Below are 24362 nucleotides of genomic sequence, written 5' to 3'. Positions count from 1 at the left end.
TGAACAGCTGAGGAGATATTGGATGTAGATGAAAAGTAAACTGATAAACAGATTTCATGATTTGAAGAATCATGCACTGACAAGAAATACGTTGTGGATGTTCATGGGAAATGGCTTGAAGATTTTTATTCAAGCCATTTATTTTGTCCTTATCGCACGTGCACTTGGGGTCGAAGGGTTTGGTGCCTTTGTTGGTGTTGTAGCGATTACCTCCATTTTTTCACCTTTTGCTAGTTTTGGAACCGGGAATATTCTGGTGCAAAATGTATCTAGAAATCGTGCGTTATTCAAGGAATCTTGGGGTCAAGCACTTGTCATAACTTTACTATCAGGCAGCGCTCTCGTTGTAGTTTTTCTAGTCATCGTCCATATCGTGTTACCGGCGAATATCCCATTTATACTCGTTGTCATGGTTGCAATTTCGGATATGATTTTTGCAAGAATACTAGATATAAGCGGGCAAGCTTTCCAAGCGTTTGATAAGCTAGGTTGGACAGCGCAACTACAAGTTTATCAAAGCTTTTTACGGATGTTAGCGGCCTGCTGTTTGTTCTTTGCTGTAGATAAGCCAACTCCAGAGCTATGGGGAGGTTTATATGTATTGTGTACAGCTCTAACAACGATATATGGTGTCATTGCAGTAAATAGAAAACTTGGATCTCCAAGCTTTAAATTTAAAATGACAAAAAAGGAAGTAATTGAAGGATTTTATTTCTCAATTAGTTTATCTGCACAGGGAGTTTATAATGAAATCGATAAAAGTTTTCTGACGAAAATGTCCACTTTAGAAGCAACTGGTATTTATGCTGCAGCAAATCGCATTATTGATGTAGTTTTTACGCCAATACGCTCATTATTAGCAGCTTCGTACGGGAAATTTTTTCAACACGGCAGTACTGGGATCCGAGGAAGTCTTCAGTTTGCCAAGAAATTATTGCCTGCTGGATGCGTGTATGGTGTGGTATCTGGTATTTTCTTGTATGTATGCGCACCTGTCATACCCTATTTACTTGGATCTGATTATAGCAATGCGATTGAGGCTATTAGATGGATGGCAATCATTCCTTTTATTAGAGGGTTGCAATATTTTGCGGCTGACTTATTAACTGGAGCAGGGTTTCAAAGCTATCGAAGCATCCTGCAAATTGTGGTAGCCGTGATTAGTATTATTTTAAATATGTTGTTAATCCCGATTTATTCTTGGAAAGGAGCAATTTGGTCAGGGTTAATAGCCAATATGGTGTTAGGAATAGGTTTATGGGTTGTAGTTTGGCAATGCTATTCAAAAACCAAACTGATTCAGAAGTATGCTAGTCAGTAGTTTGGAGGCGTAATGCTAGGACAAAGAATATTTGCAGTAATATTGTTATTTTTTAGTACTGAAGCAGTTTTTCCTTTATTGAGATCAGAAAATGGTTTTAATATCTCTGTATTTAGAGAGATAGAACCTTTATTATGGATAACATTTTATGTAATTGCACTCGTTTTGGTTATTAAAAAAACAGATGTATTTGAAACATTGATGAAAAATAAACTTATTCTTATTTTAATGCTTGAAATTAGCCTTTCATCGCTTTGGTCATCTGTACCAGAAACAAGTGTAGTTAAATCCTTGTTTCTTATTGGTACATTAATTGTAGGTTTATTCCTTGCAACATTTTCAAAAAAAGAAATTATTAATTTTTTAATATGGACTTCAAGTCTTTGTGTCATATTAAGCATTTTCTTTATTTTATTTTTTCCACAGTATGCAATTCAACCTGAGGAATTTCATAATAATGCTTGGCGAGGTATTTTTTCCCATAAAAATATTCTTGGGAGAGTTATGGTAATGTCGATTTTATCTTGGTCAGTGTATGGGTATCAGAATAAAAAAATCTTTATCCCATTCATTTTTATTGTATCTTCATTAGCTTTATTAATAAAATCACAGTCTCAGACATCCATATCATTACTGTTAATACTAGCTTTAGTATTTCCGCTGGTTACTTTGTTTAGGAAAGAGAGAATTTTGGCGATTTCAATATTGTTTTTTTTATTGTCCATCGTTACTGCTCTTACATTTTTGTTTTTGCAAAATGCTGGTAAAATAGCAGCCTTATTAGGAAGAGATTTAACATTAACAGGTAGGACTGATTTATGGATCATAATATGGGAAATGATTATGAAAAACCCTATTCTTGGGTATGGTTACTCAGGATTTTGGCAAGGAATGGAAGGCCCATCAAGTGTAGTGTGGGATCAAGTTACATGGCACCCTGTGTTCTCACACAACGGCTATTTAGAAGTACTTTTACAAACAGGTTTCGTTGGAATGTTAATCTTTACAATGTCTTTTCTTAAAAACATTGTTTTAGCTAGAAATGAGCGATTTTATTTTCTATTGCTTTTATTTATTCTTGTCTATAACTGCTTTGAAAGTACTTTGATTTTACCAAATATTTATTATTGGATTCTTTATCTTACAATTACGTACAAAATGAGTAGCCACAATAAAATAGAGGGAATAGCACAACGACGTTATACTTTGCACCCAAATTTAATACTGCAAAATTCAAAAAGATAACCGTGCTAAATAAGAAAATTATAAATTTTAAGGAGTTTAAGATCAAATGAAGCCATAATAAGATAAGGAGCAGAGGCCATGCATGGAAAGAAGAATGTCGTCATTTATAAAGATCATTTGTTATCACCTTCCGAAACCTTTGTTAGAGCACAAGCAGAGGCGTTGCAAAACTTTATTCCCTATTACGTAGGCTCGAGAAAAATAACAGGTATTCCTTTGCCAGATGATCGTGTGATCGTGATAAATGACGAGAGTGTTATCGGGTGGGGCAAAGAATCGATGTATAAACTATGGGGTAAATCTACCGATTTTGTTCATAAAATTGCCAGGATTCAGCCAGCGCTCATTCATGCTCACTTCGGCTTTGGAGGTGCACTTGCTTTACCGCTAGTGAAGTCATTGAATGTGCCCTTAATCGTCACTTTTCATGGGTTTGATGCTACGGTAAAGGATGAATATGCTGATTTTTATAGTCACAAGCTATACATTCGTAAACGCAAAGAATTGCAGCGCAAAGGCACGCTATTTATTGCGGTATCCGATTTTATTAAATGTAAAATGCTGGAGCAAGGTTATCCGGAGGAAAGGATCATAAGGCATTATATTGGTATTGATCTGCATGACTTTACCCCAGATGAGGGGGTAAATCGACGCCCAATTGTCTTATTTGTAGGCAGATTAGTAGAGAAGAAGGGAGCAGAATATTTAATAGAAGCGATGAGGATCGTGCAGGAAAGTTTACCTGATTGTGAGCTTGTCTGCATTGGAGATGGTCCACTGAGGCATCATTTAGAGGAAAAAGCTCGGCGAATACTAAAGAAATCTACCTTTCTTGGCGTACAACCACCTGAGGTCGTTCGAGAGTGGATGAATAAAGCAATGGTATTCTCAGTTCCAAGTGTGGTAGCGGATAATGGTGATGCGGAAGGCTTTGGTATGGTGTTTGCTGAGGCCAATGCGATGGGGCTTCCTGTTGTAAGCTTTGCGACGGGAGGAATTAAAGAAGCAGTTTCACATGGTGAAACAGGATTTCTAGCTTCAGAGAAAGACATCGGGTTGCTTGCTCATTATATCCAAACGCTATTAGCTGAGAAAAGCATTTGGGAACAATTTAGTAGACAGGGTAAGGATAGAGTACAACGATTATTTAATATTAAAAAGCAAAACACCGAGCTTGAAGCTTTATATGAGACTTGCATCGAAAATGATCAACCCATAAAAATTAGTTAGGAAGGGCTTGGTATCAATGAAAATAAAGATTGTCTATTTTCATGTTACTGGCGATTTGTATGGCTCCAGTAGGTCACTCATTTCTGTCATTAAGGGTCTTGAAATGGAAAAGTATGAGCCCATTGTTATTTTGCCTGAAGCAGGTGAACTTGTTAGCGAATTGGAAGGGCTTGGGGCTAAAGTGTTAATTAGGCATGATCTCTTGATATTAAGAAGGAAAACATTCGTGAATTTCGTAAGTTTGCTCATGTTTGTCAACCATTTCTTCCTATCGATACCAAAGTTATATGGGCTGTTAAAGCAAGAAAAAGTCAGTATTATTCATAGTAATTCCGCCATTATCATGTCAGGAGCGATCGTTGCCAAACTACTGAAAGTTCCTCATATCTGGCATATGCGTGAGGTGTTTGACGATTTTCCAAAGTTACTTTGGAACATGTATCGCTATCTCATTTTTCATTTATCTACAAAAATCATTTGCATCTCAACGGATGTTTGTAAGAGGTTTGAGAGTTATCTAGATCGAGAAAAATTCGTTACTATTTTCAACGGGATTGAAGAAGACTACATCTCTGAGTTGGATCAGAGAATGAGTAGGGAAGAAATGCGAGATCGACTACAAATTCCACGTGATGCTGTGGTTATAGGCAATGTCGCAAGAATTAGTAAATGGAAAGGTCAAGATTTGCTGATTAAATCGTTCGCAACTTGCAAGAAACCATTGAACACGTATTTAGTGTTGGCTGGCGATTGTTTCCCTGGTAATGAAAATGTGTTGGATGAACTCAAACTTCTAGTTAAAGACTTGCAACTGGAAGATAGGGTCATATTTGCTGGATTTATATCGGATAGTCGTAACGTATATGTGGCGATTGATGTGTTCGTTCTAGCTTCTACGACACCAGAACCCTTCGGCAGAGTCTTAATTGAGTCCATGTACTGTGGACTACCATCTATTGCTACCAATTGGGGAGGTCCGGTGGATATCATCACGCATGGTGAAGACGGCTTGCTAGTAGGTGCTAACGAGGCAGCGATGAGCGAATGCATAGAACGACTACTCGTTGATGACATCCAGATGAAACAATTAGGCAGGAGCGCAAAAGAAACGATAAGAACCAGGTTTCTAGTTCATACTACGGTTCACTCGATCAAGCAGGAGTATCAAAGTGTGTTAGGTGCTAAGGATGGTCATCAAGGTAAGCGGCAGATCTCAGCCAAATTGAAGGAGAGTGTTGACTAATGTCCATCGTATTGATCACAGGTTCCGCCGGTTTAATTGGTTCCGAGGCAACTGAGTTTTATGCCAGCTTAGGGTACAAGGTTATAGGGATCGATAATAATATGCGGGAACTTTTCTTCGGGCCAGAGGGGTCAACCATTTGGAATCGAAATCGCATGGAGGGAGCACTTGGGAAGAAATACGAGCATCATACGATTGATATTCGGAATGCGGAGCAACTCAATGAGTTATTTCGTCAATATGGCAATGAGATTTCATTAATTATTCATACAGCGGCACAGCCCTCGCATGATTGGGCAGTCAAAGACCCTTTCGTGGATTTCGGAGTAAATGCCAACGGTACCTTAAATCTGCTTGAGGCGATGAGACATCATTGTCCTGAAGCTGTTTTTATTTTTACATCCACGAATAAAGTGTACGGAGATCGCCCCAATACGCTGCCACTCGTTGAAATGGAAACCCGCTGGGAAATAGATCCTCAACATTCATTTGCGAATGGGATATCGGAAGAGATGAGCGTTGACCAAAGCATGCATTCCTTATTCGGAGCATCCAAGCTAGCGGCAGATGTGCTAGTCCAGGAATATGGCCGCTATTTTAACTTCAAAACGGTGTGTTTCCGGGGTGGTGTATTGAGTGGATCTAGGCAATCTGGTGTGCAGCTCCATGGGTTTATTAATTACTTAATGCGATGTGCGATAACGGGAACGCCGTATACGATTTTTGGTTATGGCGGCAAGCAGGTTAGGGATGTTATTCATGCTAGCGATGTTATAGCGGCTTTCCATGCCTTTTATACGAATCCAAGAAGAGGTGGCGAAGTCTATAACTTAGGGGGAGGGAGAGACTCCAATGTATCGATGCTCGAAGCCATTCAACTATCACAAGAGATTACGGGCAGAGAATTCGTTTATACGTATTCCGATGTAGCTCGGGCAGGAGATCATCAATGGTATGTGTCTGATTTAGCCAAGTTTAAGGCACACTTCCCCGAATGGAAGCAGGCGTACAATCATATTGAGCTCATTATGAAAGGCATTTATGAAGAAAATAAGGATCGATGGAGTGTGGCGATATGATGAATAAAGGCAAACACGCCATCTGTGGCGTCCATATTGCAGCTGTTGATTATGAAGCCGCCGTTCAGCAAATTACGAATGCCGCACACCATAACGAACCCTATGCGGTGTCGGCATTAGCCGTTCATGGCGTGATGACGGGGTACTTAGATATAGAGCATCGTCGCCGGTTAAATGGGTTGGATTTAGTTGTTCCTGATGGGCAGCCAGTCAAATGGGGGCTGAACCTGTTACATAAAACAGGACTGAAAGAACGTGTTTATGGTCCTGAATTGACACTCAGAGTGGCGGAAGCCGCTGCGAAGGAGCATTTGCCGATCTATTTATACGGCAGCAAGCTGGAAACGTTAGAGCGATTCGAGAGAAATTTGCGAGAAAGGTTCCAAGGTCTGCAAATCGCTGGTAAAGAAGCCTCTAAATTTAGAAAAGTAACGTCTGATGAGAAAATGGCGATTATAAGCAGAATTAAAGCTAGCGGTGCTCAAATTGTATTCGTTGGACTTGGTTGTCCAAGGCAAGAAGTGTGGGTATTCGAGTATAGGGATTTATTGGCGATGCCGCTTCTTGCTGTTGGAGCAGCCTTTGATTTCCATGCAGGTACACTGAAACAGGCCCCGCCATGGATGCAGCAAAGAGGACTGGAGTGGTTCTATCGCTTCCTTCAGGAGCCTAGACGTCTGTGGAAAAGATATATGGTGTTAAATCCATTGTATGTATTCACACTGTTGGGGGAAATGACAGGTGTTCGAAGAATCCCTGCTCTGCTTCCCACGGGGAGAGAGACTGAGCAATCGTTTGGATAGTGATCTCGATAAATAGGAGGTACATGTCAATGAGCAAAATTATCGTAACGGGTGCAGCGGGTTTCTTAGGTTCACATTTAACGAAGGAATTACTGGGGTTAGGCCACCAAGTTGTTGGTGTTGATAATCTAGTGACAGGAAGACTTTCTAATCTAGAACATGTACGTGCCCATCCGAATTTTTGTTTTATTGCATATGACGTGTCCAACACTGCTGTTATTGATCTCGAAGGCCTACAAGAACCAGATGAGATTTATCATCTTGCCTCACCGGCTTCTCCCAAGCTCTATCAAGCATCATCGATTGAAACGATTTATGTCAATACCATTGGTACTCAAAATATGTTAGAGCTGGCGCGAATGTATAATGCCAAGGTGCTATATGCAAGTACGAGTGAAGCTTATGGCGATCCGGAGGTACACCCACAGCCTGAAGATTATCGAGGTAATGTGAATACATGGGGGCCACGAGCCTGCTACGATGAAGCCAAGCGGCTTGGTGAGGTTTACTGTTACGAATACCATCGCTTATTTCAGGTACAGACCAAAGTTGTACGTCTATTCAATACGTATTCAGCTGGATTACGAAATGATGATGGAAGAGTCATCTCAAATTTTGTCACTCAAGCCCTGATGGGAGAAGATATTACGGTCTATGGGGATGGGAGTCAGACGCGTTCGTTCTGTTATGTCGATGATACGATTAGAGCGCTAATGTTAATGATGGAATGCGATGCGGCGACGGGGTTAATCACGAATATTGGAAATCCAATGGAGTATTCCGTCTTAGAGGTAGCACAATTAGTGAAGGAATTGACGAATACCACAAGTAAAATTACATTTCATGCACTCCCAGAGGATGATCCGAAGGTTAGGAGACCTGTGATAGATCGAGCAACGGCTGTTTTGGGCTGGCAGCCTGAGATTTCGCTACGAGAGGGTCTGAGAAGAACCATTGCGGAGTACCAAGAGAAATTAGCACTGATTTAAAGCAATGAGATAAATGAGAGATACTAGGAGGGAACCTGCATGAATATCGTGTGTATTGGATCAGGGTACGTAGGGAGTGTGACAGGAGCAGCCTTTGCCGTTCTTGGGCACCACACAACGGTGCTGGATATCGACCACAACAAAATAGATCTCATGAACGCGGGGAAGAGTCCCATTTATGAACCTGGCCTGGATCATCTCATTGCGAAGTATATGGGCAGAACCCTGTTTGCAACCACGGATTATCAGGTCATCTATCAAGCGGAAGTTGTATTTATCGGGGTAGGTACGCCTTCCAAAGCCGATGGAACAGCTGATCTGAAATTCATTAGACTGGCAGCTGAAAGTATTGGAAAGCATCTCAATCCGAATAAATTCACGGTAATTATTAATAAATCTACGGTACCAGTAGGAACCGCTGATTTGGTGGCTTCGATTATTGAGGAAGCATCGGGCTTACAAGTGAATAAGCATTTTGCCATGGCTAGCAATCCAGAGTTTCTGCGAGAGGGATATGCGTTAGAGGATGTGTTTTTCCCAGATCGGATTGTGATAGGAACAGAGCATGAAAGATCCAAGAAGGTGATGCAAGCCTTGTATTTTAATTTGTTAAATAGGGTAAACTATGATGAAAAATCGTCGGATTTTAAATTTGCCTATAATTCGCATGCTGCGCTGCCAACCTACTACGAGACAGACATCAAAAGCGCTGAGATGATTAAGTATGCATCTAACGCTTTTTTGGCTGTGAAGGTCAGTTATATTAATGAAATGGCAAGGCTTTGCGAAACGTTAGGAGCGAATATTACCGAAGTTGCTAATGGCATGGGGATGGATTCCAGAATTGGATCGAAGTTTCTTCAAGTATCTAGCGGCTGGAGCGGTAGCTGCTTTCCTAAGGATACGGCTGAATTATTAGCGACAAGTCAAAAGTATAGTTGTGAGCTAACCGTTGTCCAGGCTGCTGTAGATTCCAATCAACAGATGCATGACTATGTGGTTGACAAGATTAAGCGGAAATTAAAGACGTTGACTGGGAAAAATATTGGCATCCTCGGTCTGACCTTTAAGCCAAATACCGATGATGCGCGTAAAACTCAGGCTTCTGTCATAATTAAAGAGCTAATTGATGCCGGCGCTAGAATTAAGGCACATGACCCACATGGGATGGAAATGTTCCAACAATTGAATGCGGCCTTAGACGTGCAGTACGTAACTAGCGCAATTGAAGTTACGAATAACGTTGATGCGGTTGTTTTATTAACACATTGGGATGAATATTTGCTTATTGATTGGTCACAAGTCCTACCTAACATGCGGAGCCCTTACTTGCTGGATACTCGTAATGTATTAAAGCAAAGTCACTTGCAAAAATTAGGCTTTGACTATGAGGGTCTGGGAATTAATTCATCGAAAAACAAAATTGAATTTGAAGTGAAGGGTGCTTGATTCGCTTTACAATCAATGACTTCCCCTTTCTACTTGGTAGATAGGGGAAGTCATTATTTAAAACGAGATAAATGTAAACGGTTACGAACATTGATGAATAGCCCCCTCGTAGAAGGGGGCTAGGCCATGTTAGTTTAATAAATGCTTGAACGCGCTGTAATCAATCTTTTGTTTTTCCAGAAAGCTCGTCAAGCTCCGATAATCTCGCTTAGGCGTTGCAAGTATGTAACCTTCGATACAGTGTTCTCTTGTGACTTCATTTGCATGGGCCTCTAAGGCTACTTGTCCGATGCGCGCGGCGATGGAATGCTTGGCAATATCACGGAACGCTGTCGGTACAGGAGAAACTAATTGGTCGAGAAAAGCTTTGGAATCTGCTGTCCAGAGATGTCGAGACGTGTCCACGTAATGATTTTGCCAATCGAGTTTGGACTTGCCGTCCTCTTTGGGAAGCACCTTAATAAACTTGCGGAACATGAAGTACCCGCCTATGGACATGAATAAAAGCAACACACATACCCAGAAAATGATAAACCACATGAAAAAATCATTCGCCATTTATTTGTCACCTCACTAATTGTCTTCAACAAAGATAGTAAGAATTATACCTTATTTCTAGATTTCTTGCGACAATACGAGTAAAATAGGAGGGTAGCAGCTACTAATAAAGGAGTTATGGACTATGCCGAAAATTGGATCACACGTTTCGTTCTCAGATAAAGGCTTACTAAATGCAGCAGAAGAAGCCGTTTCCTACGGATCATCCACGTTTATGATATACACGGGCGCACCGCAAAATACGCGCCGTAAACCGATTGAAGAGCAATATATTGAAGAAGGCAAGGCTTTGATGGACAAGCATGCGATGAATGAAATCGTTGTTCATGCGCCATACATTATCAACTTAGGTTCCTATAAAGATGATACCTTTGAACTCGCGGTACGTTTTCTTCAAGAAGAAATTCGTCGGACGGATTACATCGGTGTTCGCAATATCGTCCTTCATCCAGGAGCTTACACGGACAAGGATGCAGACTATGGGATTGCCAGAATTGCTGATGGCTTGAATGAAGTGCTTGCTGGGGTTAAAGATACGAACGTTAATATCGCCTTGGAAACCATGGCAGGTAAAGGGACAGAAATCGGCCGCAGCTTTGAAGAAATCGCGGAAATCATGGAGCGCGTGGAGTTCAACAATAAGTTGACTGTATGTATGGATACTTGCCATATTCACGATGCGGGGTATGATATCGTGAATGATTTGGACGGCGTGTTGCACCATTTTGATCGTACGATCGGTCTTGAGAAGCTGGGTGTCATTCATTTGAATGACAGTAAGAATCCGCGCGGAGCGAGCAAGGATCGCCACGCACCACTAGGTTCAGGTTGGATTGGCTTCGAAGCGATGAATAATATTGCTAATCATGAGAAGTTGCAGCATTTGCCGATGATACTAGAGACGCCTTGGATTGGAAAAGAAGACAAAACACAACGTCCGATGTATGAAGCGGAAATTGCGTTGCTATCCGGCAACTTAAGTGGTCGTTTTGGCGGCGAGTTCCTGGATCAAGTGGAGCGAATTGACTTTTTGATGAACAAAAAAGATATTCACTACCGTGATTTCGTTGTTAAAACGTGGGAACTGCTCAAAAATGATGCAAAAGCGAAGAAAGCCGATGGACGCGAGCCGCTGGAACGTTTGTATGATATTCTTCACGAGGAACAACTTTTCGCTGATCTTAGCGAAGAACAAATTAATCAAAGATTGATTGTCTGGCTTGCTGGAAATGACATCTTGAAGAAAGCTTAAACTTCACAGAGACAGAAATCACTAGGGGGATAAAGATGGAAGCGGGAACCACGAACAGCTCAATTCGTCGGGAGAGCGAATTGATGAATAGAGCAAGAATGCTAATTTCTTGCCCGGATCAGCCGGGTATTGTAGCAGCCGTATCACAATTTCTATTTGAATATGGTGCAAATATTGTGCAATCGGATCAGTACACGATGGATCCAGAGGGCGGCATGTTTTTCATCCGAATTGAATTCGATTTAACGGAATTGGCGAGTCGCGTAGAGACATTAAGAGCGGATTTCTCCACCGTTGCTGAGAAGTTCTCGATGGATTGGAGCCTTTCCCTGGCAAGTCAGAAGAAACGGATTGCGATCTTCGTTTCGAAGGAAGACCATGCCTTGCTCGAACTGTTATGGCATTGGCGCGCAGGGGATCTCAACGCGGATATTGCGATGGTGATCTCTAACCATAATGATATGCGTTCCCTGGTAGAGCCCTTCGGGATTCCATTTCATCACATTCCGGTTACCGCGGCAACCAAAGCAGAGGCGGAACAACGCCAGCTTGAGGTTATTGGCGATCGCGTAGATGCGATCGTTCTTGCTCGCTACATGCAGATTGTTTCACCTTCATTTATCCAAAATTACGCAAATCGCATCATCAATATTCACCACTCCTTCTTACCTGCTTTTGTAGGCGGTAAGCCTTATGCGCAAGCGCATAACCGCGGAGTCAAGATTATTGGTGCGACAGCGCATTATGTGACGGACGAGCTAGACGCCGGACCGATTATTGAGCAGGACGTTCAGCGTGTAAGTCACCGGGATAACGTTGAGGATTTGAAAAGAATTGGTCGTCACATCGAACGAATCGTTCTTGCACGTGCAGTAGCTTGGCATGTTGAGGATCGAATTATCGTCCACAATAATAAAACCGTTGTTTTTAACTAGGAGTGAAACAGGTTGTATCCGATTATGGGTACAGCCTATTTACATATAGGAGAGAAGTATAACGTTTTAACGGGTTATTGTGGCAAAGCCTTAAAGCAAATGGTACAATAATGCAAGCGAGTAAAGTCACTTGTATGTACAAGTTAAAAGACTGATGAAAATACAGAAATCATGGAGGGAAATTTCGAATGACTGCATCAAACAAAACAATTGAACAATTAGCCGTCGACACGATCCGTACACTCGGTATCGACGCGGTTGAGAAAGCGAAATCAGGCCACCCAGGTATGGTAATGGGAGCTGCACCAATGGCTTACGTGCTGTGGAAGCAGCATATGAAACACAATCCTTCAAATCCTAAATGGGTAAACCGTGACCGTTTCGTTCTTTCTGCAGGACACGGATCCATGCTTCTATACAGCTTGCTTCACCTATGTGGCTATGATCTGCCAATGGAAGAGATCAAGAACTTCCGCCAATGGGGAAGCAAAACCCCCGGTCACCCAGAGTACGGTCACACAGCTGGTGTTGATGCAACGACAGGTCCACTTGGACAAGGCATTGGTATGGCAGTAGGTATGGCGATGGCTGAAGCTCACTTGAGAGAGACTTACAACAAAGAAAACTTCCCGGTTATCGACCACTACACGTACGCAATTTGCGGCGATGGCGATATGATGGAGGGCGTTTCCTCTGAGGCTGTTTCCCTTGCAGCTCATTTGAAATTGGGCAAATTGATCATGATGTACGATTCCAACGATATCTCGCTTGATGGCGAATTGAATATGGCGTTCTCTGAAAACGTGCAAGCACGTTTCGAAGCATACGGCTGGCAAGTTATTCGCGTTGAAGAGCAGAATGATCTTGCTGCGATCTCCAAAGCGATTGCTGAAGCGAAAGCTGATACTACACGTCCTACATTGATTGAAGTGAAAACAACAATCGGCTTCGGTTCCCCGAACAAAGGCGGTAAAGGCGGTCACGTTGGACCTCACGGTTCACCACTTGGCGGCGACGAAGTGAAATTGACGAAGCAAGCTTACGGCTGGCCGGAAGAACCGGATTTCTACGTTCCGGACGAAGTTCGTGCTCACTATGCTGAGATTCAAAAAGAAGGTTCTGCGGCTGAAGAAGCTTGGAGCAACCTGTTGAATGATTACATCAAAGCTTACCCAGAGCTTGGCAACCAATTCAGCGCTGCTGTGAATGGTGAGCTTCCAGCTGGTTGGGATGCTGATCTTCCTAAATACACGACAGAAGACAAGCCTATGGCTACACGTGTTGCTTCTGGTAATGCGATCAATGCCGTTGCAGGCAAATTGCCGCAATTAATCGGGGGTTCCGCGGATCTAGCGAGCTCGAACAACACGATGATCAAAGGCGAATCCAACTACAGCGCTAGCAACTATGCTGGACGCAACGTATGGTTCGGTGTTCGTGAGTTCGGTATGGGTACAGCAATGAACGGTATGGCTCTTCATGGTGGTGTTAAAGTATACGGAGCAACATTCTTCGTATTCTCCGACTACCTGCGTGCTTCCATCCGTCTTGCAGCACTTATGCAGCTTCCTGTTATTTACGTTCTAACACATGATAGTATCGCTGTTGGTGAAGATGGACCGACGCATGAGCCGATCGAACAACTTCCGGCACTTCGTGTTATTCCAGGCATCACAGTAATCCGTCCTGCTGATGGTAACGAAACGTCCGAAGCTTGGCGTTATGCGATTGCAGAAGCGAAAGGTCCAGTTGCGCTTGTCTTGACTCGTCAAAACTTGCCGATCTTGGAAGGTACGGTTGAGGGAGCAAAAGCGAACCTAAGCAAAGGCGGATACGTGGTATCCGATGCTGCAAATGGTCAACCAGATGCACAAATCCTAGCAACAGGTTCCGAAGTACAACTGGCAGTCGCGGCTCAAAAATTGCTGCAAGCCGAAGGCATCAACGTTCGCGTTGTCAGCTTACCGAGCTTGGAACTATTCGAGAAGCAATCCAAAGAATACAAAGATTCCGTTATCTTACCAGGCGTGAAGAAGCGTCTTGCTGTTGAGATGGCGTACCCACTTGGCTGGGAGCGTTATACAGGCGACGAGGGTTCAATCCTTGGCATCTCCACTTTCGGAGCATCCGCGCCAGGGGATACTGTTCTTAGAGAATACGGCTTCTCACCAGAGAACGTTGCAGCACGCGTGAAAGCTTTGTTAGGTTAATATAATGGCAGGGGCTCAGCTCGTCTGAGCCTCGGCTTGTACTTATTCATAGCCATTTAAGAGGGGGAACTATTCATCATGTCCAGCTTTGAAAATGTTACCGTACTTACGAAAGCCAATGTTTATTTCGATGGCAAAGTAACAAGCCGCACTGTGCAATTCGCAGACGGCACGAAGAAAACACTCGGCATCCTGCTTCCAGGTGAATATGAATTCGGAACAGATGTGAAAGAAATCATGGAAATCCAAGCTGGTGAGCTGAACGTTTTGCTTCCAGGCAGCAGCGAATGGATCACAATTAGCGGTCAAGGTGAGTTCACCGTGCCAGCTAACGCGAAATTCAAGCTCGAAGTGAAAACAGTGAGCGACTACATTTGTTCGTATATTGCTGAGTAATCACGCGGCGAGTCTTAAAGCTTACACGAAGAAACCATACATCTATTTGGACATTATGTTCAATGGATGTATGGTTTTTCTCATTTAGATGACCAGCTATATAGGGATCTGATTTCCATCTGCAGTACTTCTTCGATGTCGGTCATGCGAATCCATAATTGCTGGATCGTAGCAGGGCTTTGGAGTAGAAGGTGGTGTCGTTGCTTGATTCTAGAGAGGCTGATGCCAATAGAAGCAGGACGTGCTGGATTGACGATAAGGTCCTCAAGCAGCACGGTTATTCCGGCTTCTAGCTCGGGGATTTCTTCGATATGAAGTTGCTGAAAAGGAGCACTTATCGGAATGTAAAGGGTGGACTTACTAAAATCAAGTTCGTTAGGACGAAAATGCAAAGCCATAAGGAATGGCTGTATGCGTTCTTCATGAAAGTCATAAAAGACGGCTAGCTTGACGATCTGCCATTCCCCCTTTTCGTTTTAAATGCTCTAGTTTGTTCATGATGGCGCGGGTTGCATCAGACCAGTTGGCTGAATCGTACGTCCTCACTTGACCCTGTGAAAATTGTTGGTATTCATGATCTAGTATCCCTTGCAGGACGCGCCGCTGGATTTGTTCGATCCGTTCATTGGCAAGCCGGTAGGTAACCTGAAATTCTTCAGAAAGAAAAGCAACTATTTCATTCTTGTGTTCAGGCAGCGACAGTTTCTTCAGCATGGACATAGGAATAGCCGCATAGAGCTGAAACGCAGATGCATCCTGCTCTTGCCAATCGACATAGCGATCAGGCATCACCATCTGGTTGCCGGAATGACGAAGCACATGACAAAGCTCATGCAGGAAGTCTTCCCACTGTTCTTTGACGGATAAGCGGCGGTCAACATTGATGCTGAATAGTCCATCTTTTTCGATGGCCATACTGTTCATATCCATACTATAAATCCAAATGTGGAGTTTAGCAGCTAGGTTTGTCATGTTGAGCTGAGCTGGTGATGTGATGCCAAGTTGACTATATAAAGCCTCTACCCATTGCTCAAGAGAGGTCGGTTGGTAATGAGTGAACAGGTTGACACACCTCATTTCAGGAATGTATGTTCGGTTATTTGTGAGAAAGAAAAGCCCATAAGGGCTTGGCTTCATGAATATTGTAGGTAAAAGAACCCTTAGCTACTGCTGGCTGTCAGGTGTTCGGGATTGCTGCTGCTCTTTAATGAAGTTCCAGAAACGGAGCATCTCTTCGCGGCGCTCTTTAGGGGCGTTTTTGAAGTCTTTAAAAAATAGGCTGACCTCAGGGTCATCTACTTCATCCAGACTAGTCCCTGGTAGACCATCTAGTGACTCTTCTTCCGTCGGAGCGAATCCAGCAAGCAGCAGAAGCTCGTCCTTCTCAGCTATGCGAAGCGCATCAGCTAAGGCGATAACCGTTTCCCGTGAGGGATTGAAGCGGTTATTTTCTATGGAGTTAATAAATGAATAACTAACACCGGACCGTTCGCCAAGCTCTCTGAGGGAATAATTGTTCATCTTTCGCAGATCCCGGATTCGGATGCCGAATTGCACCATATCTTTCATCGTTTGATCACCTGTTTCTATTGTAAATGCGGAGAGGTGGAAAATACAAGGGGGGATCACCAAAAAGTTTTGAATTTCAAAACTTTTTGTGTTGAAATTTTAAACAAGACAACGTATGATTTGTTTAGAATTTCAAAACGACAAATTTTAGGAGATGATGGAGAGATGACAGTTGATATTTTTAATATAGAGCAAGCAGAGATTGATCGCCGAGCAACAAGAAAAAGGGTGGAAAGTGTGCTTGAAGCCGTGCGCATGTATCGAGCGATGGGGGATTTAAGAAAAGAAAATGAAGCTATTTCGGCTAGGAATGAATGGTTCAAAGTGGCGGAGCGCACAGCTGCTTACCAGACGGGATCAGATGAACACATGCGAGATATATGTGATGAAGTGGAGCAGGCCATATCTCGGCTTGATGAGCAAGAGCAGGGAATTATCCGGGAACGTTATTTAAAAAGGGACAAGACATTCGATTTCTTGCTGTTTCATGAGCTTAATTTGAGTGAGCGTACCTATCGTCGGATGAAAGCGCGAGCGATTGAAAAGCTTGCCTACATGCTGCGGCTGGAAGTGAAGATATAGGAAAGCTGACCGAAAGTTGGCCGCTTGTTGGCAGTTCGCTTCAAATAGGACATGGTAAGATCGTTGTGTAGCCAAGCAAGGGAGGTGATGTTGCAGAGCAGATGCACAAGAAACCGTTGCGGCAGAGGTGTAAGGAGTGAAGATATGTTTTGAAAAGAAAAAAATGTTTTGAATTTCAAAACACTGAGAAGGAAGGAGCAACATATGAACCAAATCGGATTTAACCTGATTTCAGACACGCTCGGTGCCATTGCGAGGTATACTTTCGGCGGGTGGTGCGAACTTATAGGCCTCTTCATAATGGTAATACTCGTTGATTACGTCACAGGTATTGCTGTCTCAATAAAAGAACAAAAGGGGCTTATCAGTCAAGTTGGCTTTTGGAAACTTGCGCGCAAAGGGCTGATGCTGCTTGTCATTATGCTAGCGCATCGGATGGATATCCTCATGGACATTGACCTGATGATGACAGGGACGATTTATTTTTACTTAGCGAATGAGTTGATATCTATCACTGAAAATTACAGACGTTTGGGTCTGCCACTTCCGCTCATTGTAAAGCAATTGATTCAAATTTTGCGAAGTAAGGGGGATGGGCTATGAGAGCCCGGATGATGCCAATAAAATTATTAACTTTTTATCTGCTGCTTGGACAAGCACGGAGGACCTCGAAGCTAGGGAAGAATTCCACCGCCTATCGAATGAGCTCCGTAAAGTATCAGGGCAGATGTGAACCGCCATATGCAGCATATAACCAATGTGCAGGAGACAACTTCTTTCCTCATCTGAGCTGCACATGAAACCCGAGATCCCTTATACAGCAAGCTATCAGGGTTCATTTGGCAAATTGGTTGTCTGGAGTGCATAGCTGATCAGACACTTTTCCTTAATAATAGGATTAACAATATTAAGTAAGGAGAGCGTACATCATGACAGAGAAAGTCCAATCCGTGAAAGTACCTGATTTTGCGAATAGACACTATGTGATTACTGAGTTTGGAGCCGTGGGGGATGGACTCCACTCCAACACAGAAGCGATCAATAAGGCGATTGGGACTTGTGCAGCATCGGGAGGAGGAACCGTTGTCATCCCGCGCGGGATTTGGTTAACAGGTCCCATTCAACTACAAAGCCGAGTTCGGCTGCATACGGATGAAGGGGCGCTAGTTACGTTCATCCCTAAATGGGAGGAGTATCCCCTCATCCTGAGTAACTACGAGGGCTTGAAAGCGGTGCGAGCCATGCCAGCCCTGTATGGGGAGCAGCTGGAGCAAGTGGCGATCACAGGGACAGGCATTTTCGACGGTTCAGGGGATGCGTGGCGTCCAGTTAGGAAACATGAAATGACCGAGCAGCGATGGAACGATATCGTGCAAACGGGCGGCGTAGTCGATGACAATGACATGTGGTGGCCAACCGAAGAAGCGATGATCGGGAGAAGGCACACGGAAGCGCTTCAAGCTGAAGGGAATTACGTAATTGATCAGTATGAGCCCTATAAGGTTTACTTGCGTCCTGTCCTGCTAGGGTTAACGGCCTGCACAGAGATTCTATTGGATGGACCTACCTTTCAAAATTCAGGCAGTTGGTGTCTGCACCCACGTCTGTGCGAACATGTGACGATTCGCAACGTCAAGGTGCGTAATCCATGGTATTCCGTCAATGGAGACGGGCTGGATTTAGAATCATGCCGATTCGCGAACATTCATGATTGTATGTTTGATGTAGGGGATGATGCGATCTGCCTGAAATCCGGGAAAAATCAACAAGGACGCGAGACTGCCGCGCCTACGGAGTATATCTCCATCCGCAATTGTACCGTGTACCACGGTCATGGTGGATTTACCCTGGGGAGTGAAATGTCAGGCGACATCCGTCATGTTAATGTCTCAGATTGTACGTTCATAGGCACAGACAACGGACTTCGCTTCAAGAGCACAAGAGGTCGCGGCGGCATCGTCGAACATATTCAGATTGCGAATATTCAAATGAAGGATATCATCCACAGTGCGATTGTTTTTGATATGTATTATGAAATCAAGCAGGATGAGGTGGACAGGGTCGAGGTTACAGAAGAAACGCCTTGCTTCCGTCATATCTCGATTAAAGATACGGTTAGTGAGGGCTCGTCCAAGGCGATCTTCATCCGCGGACTGCCTGAAATGCCGATTCACGATCTGCATTTTGAACGAGTAACCGTTGCCGCAAATACAGGTATCGTTTGTATCGATGCTCAAGATATCCTGTTTCAGGATGTAAGTATTACACCTAAATCAGGTGCCGTGTTTACGCAAAGGAATAGTCGGAACATCCGTGTCATCGATCACAAACTGAAACCAGCTTGGTTTGCTGATTTAGGGAACGGTCAATTCCGCAACCCCATCCTTTACGCAGATTACTCGGATCCTGATGTCGTGCGTGTCGGGGAAGATTTCTATATGACGGCTTCAAGCTTTAACAGCTCCCCTGGCTTACCCATTCTGCATTCGAAGGATTTGGTGAACTGGACCGTAATCGCCTATGCAATTGAGCGTCTTCCCGATAGTTATAATGCGGTGCGCCATGGGGAAGGTGTGTGGGCTCCGAGCATTCGGTATCACGACGGCAAGTTTTGGATATTTTTCAGCGCACCGGATGAGGGGATTTATATGACAACCGCCGAGAATGCGGCGGGTCCTTGGTCGCCTTTGCACATGGTCAAAGAGGTGAAAGGCTGGATAGATCCATGTCCATTATGGGATGAAGATGGCAAGGCCTACTTGGTTCATGCTTTTGCTAAGAGTCGTACGGGCATTAAGAGTATGCTGAAAATGTGCCCAATGCGTCCTGATGGAACTGCACTTCTGGGCGATGGTGAGATGATATTTGACGGTACGGAGCATCACCCAACGATTGAAGGCCCTAAGTTATATAAGCGAAATGGCTATTACTATATCTTTGCCCCTGCAGGTGGCGTGCCGATTGGTTGGCAGACGATTCTGCGCTCCAAACAGATTATGGGCCCTTATGAGGATAAGATTGTTCTGCATCAAGGGGATTCTACGACTAACGGTCCACATCAAGGCGGTTATGTTGAACTGGATTCAGGTGAGGCTTGGTTTCTTCATTTTCAAGATCGCGAAGCATATGGAAGAATCGTGCATCTGCAGCCAATGAGCTGGGAGAATGACTGGCCAGTCATGGGTATCGATACGAACGGCGATGGCATCGGCGAGCCTGTTCTTATTCACACGAAGCCTAACGTAGGCAGAGAATATCCATTTGCGGTGCCGGAAACCAGCGACGAGTTCGATGCTCCATCCTTGGGGCTGCAATGGCAGTGGCAAGCGAACTATCGAACGGAATGGTATTCCCTCACAGCGAATCCAGGCAGTCTGCGCCTCTACGCCCAACAGCTCCCTGAGCACGCAACTACGTTATACGAGGTTCCGAATGTGCTCTGTCAGAAGTTGCCTGCGCCAGTATTTACAGCGATAGCCAAAGTTTCCTTCCAGCATATGGCTGAAAAGGAGCTGGCGGGATTGACGGTTTTTGGGCATTCATACCGATACACAGCGTTGCAAAAAACAGATCTAGGGTTTAAGCTAGTTTTTGTTGAAGGTAGCGGAAATAAAGAATCCTCAAGTGAAGAGATGACAGAAAGTGTAGCTGTACCGTATGATGTTCACGAGATTTATTTGCGTGTGGACGTAGAATTAGAGGCATCCTGTACGTTTAGCTATAGTTGGGATGGGTCGAATTACTCGCCAATTGGCGGGGTCTTCGAAGCTGTACCTGGCGGCTGGGTAGGTGCCAAACTTGGATTATTTTGTCTTACCAAAGGTGAAACCGCAAGCCAAGGGTATGTGGATATCGACTGGTTTCATGTGGAGTAACTAAGACTGGTGGAGGCGTCGAGGATTCCGCATGCCGGTCTTCAATACATAGGAAGGGAATCGTGCTGGCATGCAAAAATACTTACTTCGATTACTCGGTTTCACGCTTATCCTCGGTGCGCTTCCAACGGTCATTATTGGTATTGCCTCCTACTATATTGCAACACAAGATATCGAAGAAAAAGTCAATGAGGGTAACCTGCAGCTATTGCAGCAAACGCAAATGCGTGTAGAACAAACCTTAAGATCAATGGAATTGTCAGCCCTTCAGTTCGTCAACTCCTCACTCGTGAAGGGAAGCATGAATGAAGCATTGACGGGGGAAGACTTCATACAAGTTCGAGAGCTCATGACGGGATTATACAATATGCAGTCCAAAGCCGTCGTAAAGCAAGCCTATCTCATGAATATTGAGAAAGATTGGGCGGTTTCCTTGAATGGACTGAAGCTAGCAGACAATATGGACAACAAGAAGGAATTTCTAGCCTATACGAAGCAGCCAGAAAGTATTTTTTGGAATACAAGGGATATAGGGAGTGTAAATACGGTACTTGAGGATGATACGACATCGGAGCTTACTTCTGCCCCTAGTGAAACGATCAGTCTCGTGTATAAGATCCCGCTTACTCCGAAGACGAATACACCTAAGGGACTTCTTGTCGTTCAGATATCAACCTCTGAAATCCATGGCGGGTTGACGGCGAAAAATACACTAGGCAACAATTATGTGCTGGATAAAACGGGAATGGCCTTCCTGTCAACAGCTAGCGACAAAGAAGCAAACAGTGAAATCAATCGTATCATTCAGGATCGCGTGAGCAATCAGCTGCAAAAGCAAGGTTTTTTCAAAGCGAAAATCGGTGATAAGAACATGGGAGTGTCGTTTCTTTCCTCTGGGAACAATAGCTGGACCTTTGTTAATGTCGTTTCGATCGAGGAAATTACGAAGGGAAGCAAGAAAATTGCCTTGTTCACTGCCGGTGTGTGTGGGCTTATCTTACTGCTTGTGCTCATCTTTGCTTTCTATGGAAGCCGCCGCATGTACTCGCCGATCCGCAGCTTGCTTGAATTCATGAAAAAGATGGAAACGGATGCTAATCCAGAACGTTTAGGTACAGATGAATGGAGTTATATTAAAGAAAGTTTGCAATCTTTATTCGTATCAAGAGGGCGTCTGGAGAAGCAAATGCAGGGGCAATCGGCTCATTTGAAGGAATTTTTTGTGCTGAAACTGTTTACGGGCCAAATCTCCGATAGTGATTTCATGTACCGTTCCAGAATGTATGGTTTTCCGACAGAGTGGGATCATCTGGGTGTTCTTACGATACAAATCGATAACCTTCAGGACACACGCTATCAGGAGCAGGATCGAGAGCTGCTGCTTTTCGCTATTAATAACATTGTTGGGGAGCTTCTTCCGCAGCAAGCTAGGTTTAGCCCCATCCTATTGAATGAATCCCAAGTTACGTTGCTTGCGGTGTCTGCGGATCAAGCCCAAGATCTGAAAACATATTTCTACCAAACAGCCGAGCTGATTAAATCGACGGTAGAACAGTACCTTCAACTTCAAGTGAGCATCGGCATTAGCGCTTCGTTCGATAAGCTTTCCTATACGGTTAAAGCCTATGGCGAAAGTCTAACGGCGTTGAAGTCTCGGATTAGTCTGGGGCCAGATATCATTGTTCACTATGAGGACATGGAGCAGAATGGGAATACGGAAACCGCCGTATATGCCCATCTGAAGGTAGTTGAAGATCAATTAATTCAAGCGCTGAAGGATGTTCAGTTAAACAAAGCCGTGGATATCTTCAATCAATACTTATCTTCGATTCTGCATAAGGATGGGTTTCTACATGAGCATCACATTTTATTAATGCAGGTCATGGCTCGTATCTTATTAATTGTGCAAGACCGAGGCGTATCTGTGAAAAAGGTGTTAGACGGAGAGGGAGATATTGAGCGTTTCTTCAAGCTGCAGACGCGCGAGGAGATCTCCTTATGGTTTCAATCACGGTTATTCGCGCCTATCGTTCGCATTCTCACCGAAAAGGCGGATACACAGTTTCTGAATATTGCTGATCGGTTGGTGCGTATGATTCATGAACAGTATGATCAAGAAATGACGTTGGAATCATGTGCATCTGCCCTGAATTTCCATCCCGTCTATTTAAGCCGCGTATTCAAAAAAGAAATAGGCGTGTCGTTCAGCGATTATTTGTCGGAGTACCGCATGAACATGGCGAAAGTGATGCTGGAGACGACGAACCTGAAGATTTCAGAAATAGGGGAGAAATTGCAGTATAAAAATATTAGTGCATTCATCCGAACCTTCCGCAAAACCTTCGGTATGACACCAGGTAGCTATAGGGAGCTGCTGGATCCGAAATAGATATCAAGATCATAAAGACTATCTCTTATCGGTTAGATACCGGTTCATGAGGTAGTCTTTTTCCTTTTCACCCGTGTTACAAGCAAGTTTCTTTCGGCACACGCCAAGTTGTGTGAAAGCTATGCCAGACCGTATTTGACCATTGATCACTGCTTCTTTTCCTATTTTCCAATCAAGTTATCTGTAAGGTATTTCTTTACATAGGGGGATCACACATACTCGAGTCATATCCCATATCGGATGGATGGCAGAAGGAGAGAATGGACATGAAGCTAGATACAGGATTGAAAGCGGCTCCACTCAAAAAGGTGAAAATCAAACAGCGCAAGCATGTTTGGTTGCAAGATCTAATTCGGGACAAATGGCTTTACTATATGTTGTTGCCTGGAGTCGCGTATTTCATTATTTTCAAATACATTCCGATGTATGGCATCCTAATGGCTTTTCAGGATTACAAGCCTCATTTGGGATATATGGGGAGCCCGTGGGTAGGCTTAAAGCATTTTCAGCGTTTCTTTAATGAACCGCAGTTTTGGGGATTATTCCGAAATACCGTATTACTCGCCTTATACAATATTGCTTTCTTTTTTCCCTTACCCATCGTCCTCTCCTTGATGATGAATGAGGTACGCAGGGAGAAGTTCAAACGGTTCGTGCAAACGTTGGTCTATATCCCCCATTTTGTTTCATGGGTCGTGGTCGTTGGTATATTTTACATTTTGTTGACGACAGAGAACGGCATACTCAACGAATTATTGTTTAAGTTGACGGGTGAGAAGATCGCCTTTCTCATGGAGCCGGAATGGTTCCGAACGATGATCGTTTCGCAATCGATTTGGAAGGAAGTTGGATGGGGGACAATCATTTTCTTGGCAGCGCTTGCCGGTGTTGATATGCAGTTATATGAAGCGGCGAGAATGGATGGAGCTTCCCGTTGGCGCCAGGTGTGGCACATTACGCTGCCTGCGATCAGCTCTACGATTGTCATTCTCTTCATCCTTCGTCTGGGCAACTTTCTTGATGCAGGTTTCGAGCATATCTTCTTGATGCTTTCACCGACAAACCGCGAGGTTGGCGAAGTATTTGATACGTACGTGTATATGAAAGGCTTGGAGCAAGGGCAGTTCGGATACAGTGCAGCTGTAGGCCTTTTCAAATCGACAGTTGGTTTAATTCTTGTACTAGGCTCTAATTGGCTCGCCAAACGATTCGGTCAAGAGGGCGTTTACTGATAATG

Annotated in this window: 22 protein-coding genes and 1 pseudogene; 19 read left to right on the top strand and 4 right to left on the bottom strand. The window is 43.8% G+C overall.

Translation table 11 applies throughout. The features are described from left to right. The first annotated feature begins 28 nt into the window (after window positions 1-28). From ACSQ8P_RS29360 to ACSQ8P_RS29325, 8 genes are all read left to right on the top strand, one after another. The gene (locus tag ACSQ8P_RS29360) at window positions 29-1321 is read left to right on the top strand and encodes an oligosaccharide flippase family protein (RefSeq protein ID WP_436238420.1); all 1293 of its coding nucleotides are present in this window, start codon (window positions 29-31) and stop codon (window positions 1319-1321) included. 12 nt (window positions 1322-1333) lie between these two features. Next, window positions 1334-2566, top strand: coding sequence for an O-antigen ligase family protein (locus tag ACSQ8P_RS29355; protein ID WP_436238419.1), 1233 nt, complete (start codon window positions 1334-1336; stop codon window positions 2564-2566). A 78-nt stretch (window positions 2567-2644) separates the two neighbouring features. After that, window positions 2645-3796 (top strand): glycosyltransferase, encoded by a 1152-nt coding sequence (locus ACSQ8P_RS29350; RefSeq protein WP_436238418.1) that lies wholly within the window; start codon window positions 2645-2647, stop codon window positions 3794-3796. 16 nt (window positions 3797-3812) lie between these two features. Further along, window positions 3813-5039, top strand: coding sequence for a glycosyltransferase (locus ACSQ8P_RS29345; protein WP_436238417.1), 1227 nt, complete (start codon window positions 3813-3815; stop codon window positions 5037-5039). After that, window positions 5039-6118, top strand: a complete 1080-nt coding sequence (locus ACSQ8P_RS29340) for an NAD-dependent epimerase/dehydratase family protein (RefSeq protein WP_436238416.1) — start codon at window positions 5039-5041, stop codon at window positions 6116-6118. Before ACSQ8P_RS29345 ends, ACSQ8P_RS29340 begins: the two co-directional genes overlap by 1 nt. After that, a complete protein-coding gene (locus ACSQ8P_RS29335) occupies window positions 6115-6921 on the top strand; it encodes a WecB/TagA/CpsF family glycosyltransferase (protein ID WP_436238415.1) in 807 nt (268 codons plus the stop codon). The genes ACSQ8P_RS29340 and ACSQ8P_RS29335 overlap by 4 nt, the downstream gene beginning before the upstream one ends. A 29-nt stretch (window positions 6922-6950) precedes the next feature. Then, window positions 6951-7910: a UDP-glucuronic acid decarboxylase family protein gene (locus ACSQ8P_RS29330; RefSeq protein ID WP_436238414.1), complete on the top strand. Its 960-nt coding sequence runs from the start codon at window positions 6951-6953 to the stop codon at window positions 7908-7910. 39 nt (window positions 7911-7949) lie between these two features. After that, window positions 7950-9359, top strand: a complete 1410-nt coding sequence (locus ACSQ8P_RS29325) for a UDP-glucose dehydrogenase family protein (RefSeq protein ID WP_436238413.1) — start codon at window positions 7950-7952, stop codon at window positions 9357-9359. Between the two features lie 129 nt (window positions 9360-9488). Here ACSQ8P_RS29325 and ACSQ8P_RS29320 read toward each other — a convergent pair whose 3' ends face one another. Continuing rightward, window positions 9489-9917, bottom strand: a complete 429-nt coding sequence (locus tag ACSQ8P_RS29320; protein ID WP_436238412.1) for a DUF2621 family protein — start codon at window positions 9915-9917, stop codon at window positions 9489-9491. 124 nt (window positions 9918-10041) lie between these two features. Here ACSQ8P_RS29320 and ACSQ8P_RS29315 point away from each other — a divergent pair, with 124 nt between their 5' ends. The 4 genes from ACSQ8P_RS29315 (at window position 10042) to ACSQ8P_RS29300 (ending at window position 14710) form a co-directional block, all read left to right on the top strand. Further along, window positions 10042-11169 (top strand): deoxyribonuclease IV, encoded by a 1128-nt coding sequence (locus tag ACSQ8P_RS29315; protein WP_436238411.1) that lies wholly within the window; start codon window positions 10042-10044, stop codon window positions 11167-11169. A 35-nt stretch (window positions 11170-11204) separates the two neighbouring features. Then, a complete protein-coding gene (gene purU, locus ACSQ8P_RS29310) occupies window positions 11205-12104 on the top strand; it encodes a formyltetrahydrofolate deformylase (RefSeq protein WP_436238410.1) in 900 nt (299 codons plus the stop codon). Window positions 12105-12292: 188 nt separating this feature from the next. Next, a complete protein-coding gene (gene tkt, locus ACSQ8P_RS29305) occupies window positions 12293-14314 on the top strand; it encodes a transketolase (RefSeq protein ID WP_436238409.1) in 2022 nt (673 codons plus the stop codon). Between the two features lie 78 nt (window positions 14315-14392). Continuing rightward, complete coding sequence (locus ACSQ8P_RS29300) at window positions 14393-14710, top strand: pyrimidine/purine nucleoside phosphorylase (RefSeq protein ID WP_173113861.1); 318 nt, start codon at window positions 14393-14395, stop codon at window positions 14708-14710. Between the two features lie 80 nt (window positions 14711-14790). Here the strand turns inward: ACSQ8P_RS29300 and ACSQ8P_RS29295 are convergent, their stop codons facing one another. Genes ACSQ8P_RS29295 through ACSQ8P_RS29285 form a run of 3 tightly spaced genes read right to left on the bottom strand, consistent with a single transcriptional unit; the run spans window position 14791 to window position 16279 of the window. Then, window positions 14791-15108 (bottom strand): hypothetical protein, encoded by a 318-nt coding sequence (locus ACSQ8P_RS29295; RefSeq protein ID WP_436238408.1) that lies wholly within the window; start codon window positions 15106-15108, stop codon window positions 14791-14793. A 31-nt stretch (window positions 15109-15139) separates the two neighbouring features. Next, window positions 15140-15847 carry an ImmA/IrrE family metallo-endopeptidase gene (locus tag ACSQ8P_RS29290; RefSeq protein WP_436238407.1) on the bottom strand — a complete coding sequence of 236 codons (708 nt, stop codon included), beginning with the start codon at window positions 15845-15847 and terminating at the stop codon, window positions 15140-15142. Window positions 15848-15874: 27 nt separating this feature from the next. Beyond that, window positions 15875-16279 (bottom strand): helix-turn-helix domain-containing protein, encoded by a 405-nt coding sequence (locus ACSQ8P_RS29285; protein WP_436238406.1) that lies wholly within the window; start codon window positions 16277-16279, stop codon window positions 15875-15877. Between the two features lie 36 nt (window positions 16280-16315). Between ACSQ8P_RS29285 and ACSQ8P_RS29280 the strand changes: the two genes are divergently transcribed. From ACSQ8P_RS29280 to ACSQ8P_RS29250, 7 genes and pseudogenes are all read left to right on the top strand, one after another. After that, entirely contained in the window at window positions 16316-16861 is a 546-nt protein-coding gene (locus tag ACSQ8P_RS29280; RefSeq protein ID WP_436238405.1) for an ArpU family phage packaging/lysis transcriptional regulator, read from the top strand. A gap of 204 nt (window positions 16862-17065) precedes the next feature. After that, a complete protein-coding gene (locus tag ACSQ8P_RS29275) occupies window positions 17066-17464 on the top strand; it encodes a phage holin family protein (protein ID WP_436238404.1) in 399 nt (132 codons plus the stop codon). Further along, complete coding sequence (locus ACSQ8P_RS29270) at window positions 17454-17594, top strand: N-acetylmuramoyl-L-alanine amidase (protein WP_436238403.1); 141 nt, start codon at window positions 17454-17456, stop codon at window positions 17592-17594. The genes ACSQ8P_RS29275 and ACSQ8P_RS29270 overlap by 11 nt, the downstream gene beginning before the upstream one ends. Window positions 17595-17790: 196 nt before the next feature. Continuing rightward, a pseudogene (locus ACSQ8P_RS29265) lies at window positions 17791-19050 on the top strand (glycoside hydrolase family 28 protein); the annotation flags it as partial. Window positions 19051-19179: 129 nt separating this feature from the next. Next, entirely contained in the window at window positions 19180-20736 is a 1557-nt protein-coding gene (locus ACSQ8P_RS29260) for a glycoside hydrolase family 43 protein (RefSeq protein ID WP_436239629.1), read from the top strand. Between the two features lie 70 nt (window positions 20737-20806). Continuing rightward, window positions 20807-23125: a helix-turn-helix domain-containing protein gene (locus tag ACSQ8P_RS29255; RefSeq protein WP_436238402.1), complete on the top strand. Its 2319-nt coding sequence runs from the start codon at window positions 20807-20809 to the stop codon at window positions 23123-23125. 266 nt (window positions 23126-23391) lie between these two features. Next, complete coding sequence (locus ACSQ8P_RS29250) at window positions 23392-24357, top strand: ABC transporter permease (RefSeq protein WP_436238401.1); 966 nt, start codon at window positions 23392-23394, stop codon at window positions 24355-24357. The last annotated feature ends 5 nt before the right edge of the window (window positions 24358-24362 follow it).

The organism is Paenibacillus sp. LjRoot153 (assembly GCF_964253085.1).
Lineage (GTDB): Bacteria > Bacillota > Bacilli > Paenibacillales > NBRC-103111 > Paenibacillus_E.
Note: the sequence above shows the minus strand (reverse complement) of the source record. Positions and strands in the feature narration are given on the sequence as shown.

Bases quoted from the DNA above. Each gene is read 5' to 3' on its own strand.
- ACSQ8P_RS29295 (WP_436238408.1), bottom strand. From the start codon at position 15,108: ATGGCTTTGCATTTTCGTCCTAACGAACTTGATTTTAGTAAGTCCACC.
- ACSQ8P_RS29290 (WP_436238407.1), bottom strand. From the start codon at position 15,847: ATGAAGCCAAGCCCTTATGGGCTTTTCTTTCTCACAAATAACCGAACA.
- ACSQ8P_RS29330 (WP_436238414.1), top strand. From the start codon at position 6,951: ATGAGCAAAATTATCGTAACGGGTGCAGCGGGTTTCTTAGGTTCACAT.
- tkt (WP_436238409.1), top strand. From the start codon at position 12,293: ATGACTGCATCAAACAAAACAATTGAACAATTAGCCGTCGACACGATC.
- ACSQ8P_RS29285 (WP_436238406.1), bottom strand. From the start codon at position 16,279: ATGAAAGATATGGTGCAATTCGGCATCCGAATCCGGGATCTGCGAAAG.
- ACSQ8P_RS29340 (WP_436238416.1), top strand. From the start codon at position 5,039: ATGTCCATCGTATTGATCACAGGTTCCGCCGGTTTAATTGGTTCCGAG.
- ACSQ8P_RS29270 (WP_436238403.1), top strand. From the start codon at position 17,454: ATGGGCTATGAGAGCCCGGATGATGCCAATAAAATTATTAACTTTTTA.
- ACSQ8P_RS29320 (WP_436238412.1), bottom strand. From the start codon at position 9,917: ATGGCGAATGATTTTTTCATGTGGTTTATCATTTTCTGGGTATGTGTG.
- ACSQ8P_RS29355 (WP_436238419.1), top strand. From the start codon at position 1,334: ATGCTAGGACAAAGAATATTTGCAGTAATATTGTTATTTTTTAGTACT.
- ACSQ8P_RS29325 (WP_436238413.1), top strand. From the start codon at position 7,950: ATGAATATCGTGTGTATTGGATCAGGGTACGTAGGGAGTGTGACAGGA.
- ACSQ8P_RS29250 (WP_436238401.1), top strand. From the start codon at position 23,392: ATGAAGCTAGATACAGGATTGAAAGCGGCTCCACTCAAAAAGGTGAAA.
- ACSQ8P_RS29360 (WP_436238420.1), top strand. From the start codon at position 29: ATGAAAAGTAAACTGATAAACAGATTTCATGATTTGAAGAATCATGCA.
- ACSQ8P_RS29255 (WP_436238402.1), top strand. From the start codon at position 20,807: ATGCAAAAATACTTACTTCGATTACTCGGTTTCACGCTTATCCTCGGT.
- ACSQ8P_RS29335 (WP_436238415.1), top strand. From the start codon at position 6,115: ATGATGAATAAAGGCAAACACGCCATCTGTGGCGTCCATATTGCAGCT.
- purU (WP_436238410.1), top strand. From the start codon at position 11,205: ATGGAAGCGGGAACCACGAACAGCTCAATTCGTCGGGAGAGCGAATTG.
- ACSQ8P_RS29345 (WP_436238417.1), top strand. From the start codon at position 3,813: ATGAAAATAAAGATTGTCTATTTTCATGTTACTGGCGATTTGTATGGC.
- ACSQ8P_RS29300 (WP_173113861.1), top strand. From the start codon at position 14,393: ATGTCCAGCTTTGAAAATGTTACCGTACTTACGAAAGCCAATGTTTAT.
- ACSQ8P_RS29315 (WP_436238411.1), top strand. From the start codon at position 10,042: ATGCCGAAAATTGGATCACACGTTTCGTTCTCAGATAAAGGCTTACTA.
- ACSQ8P_RS29275 (WP_436238404.1), top strand. From the start codon at position 17,066: ATGAACCAAATCGGATTTAACCTGATTTCAGACACGCTCGGTGCCATT.
- ACSQ8P_RS29350 (WP_436238418.1), top strand. From the start codon at position 2,645: ATGCATGGAAAGAAGAATGTCGTCATTTATAAAGATCATTTGTTATCA.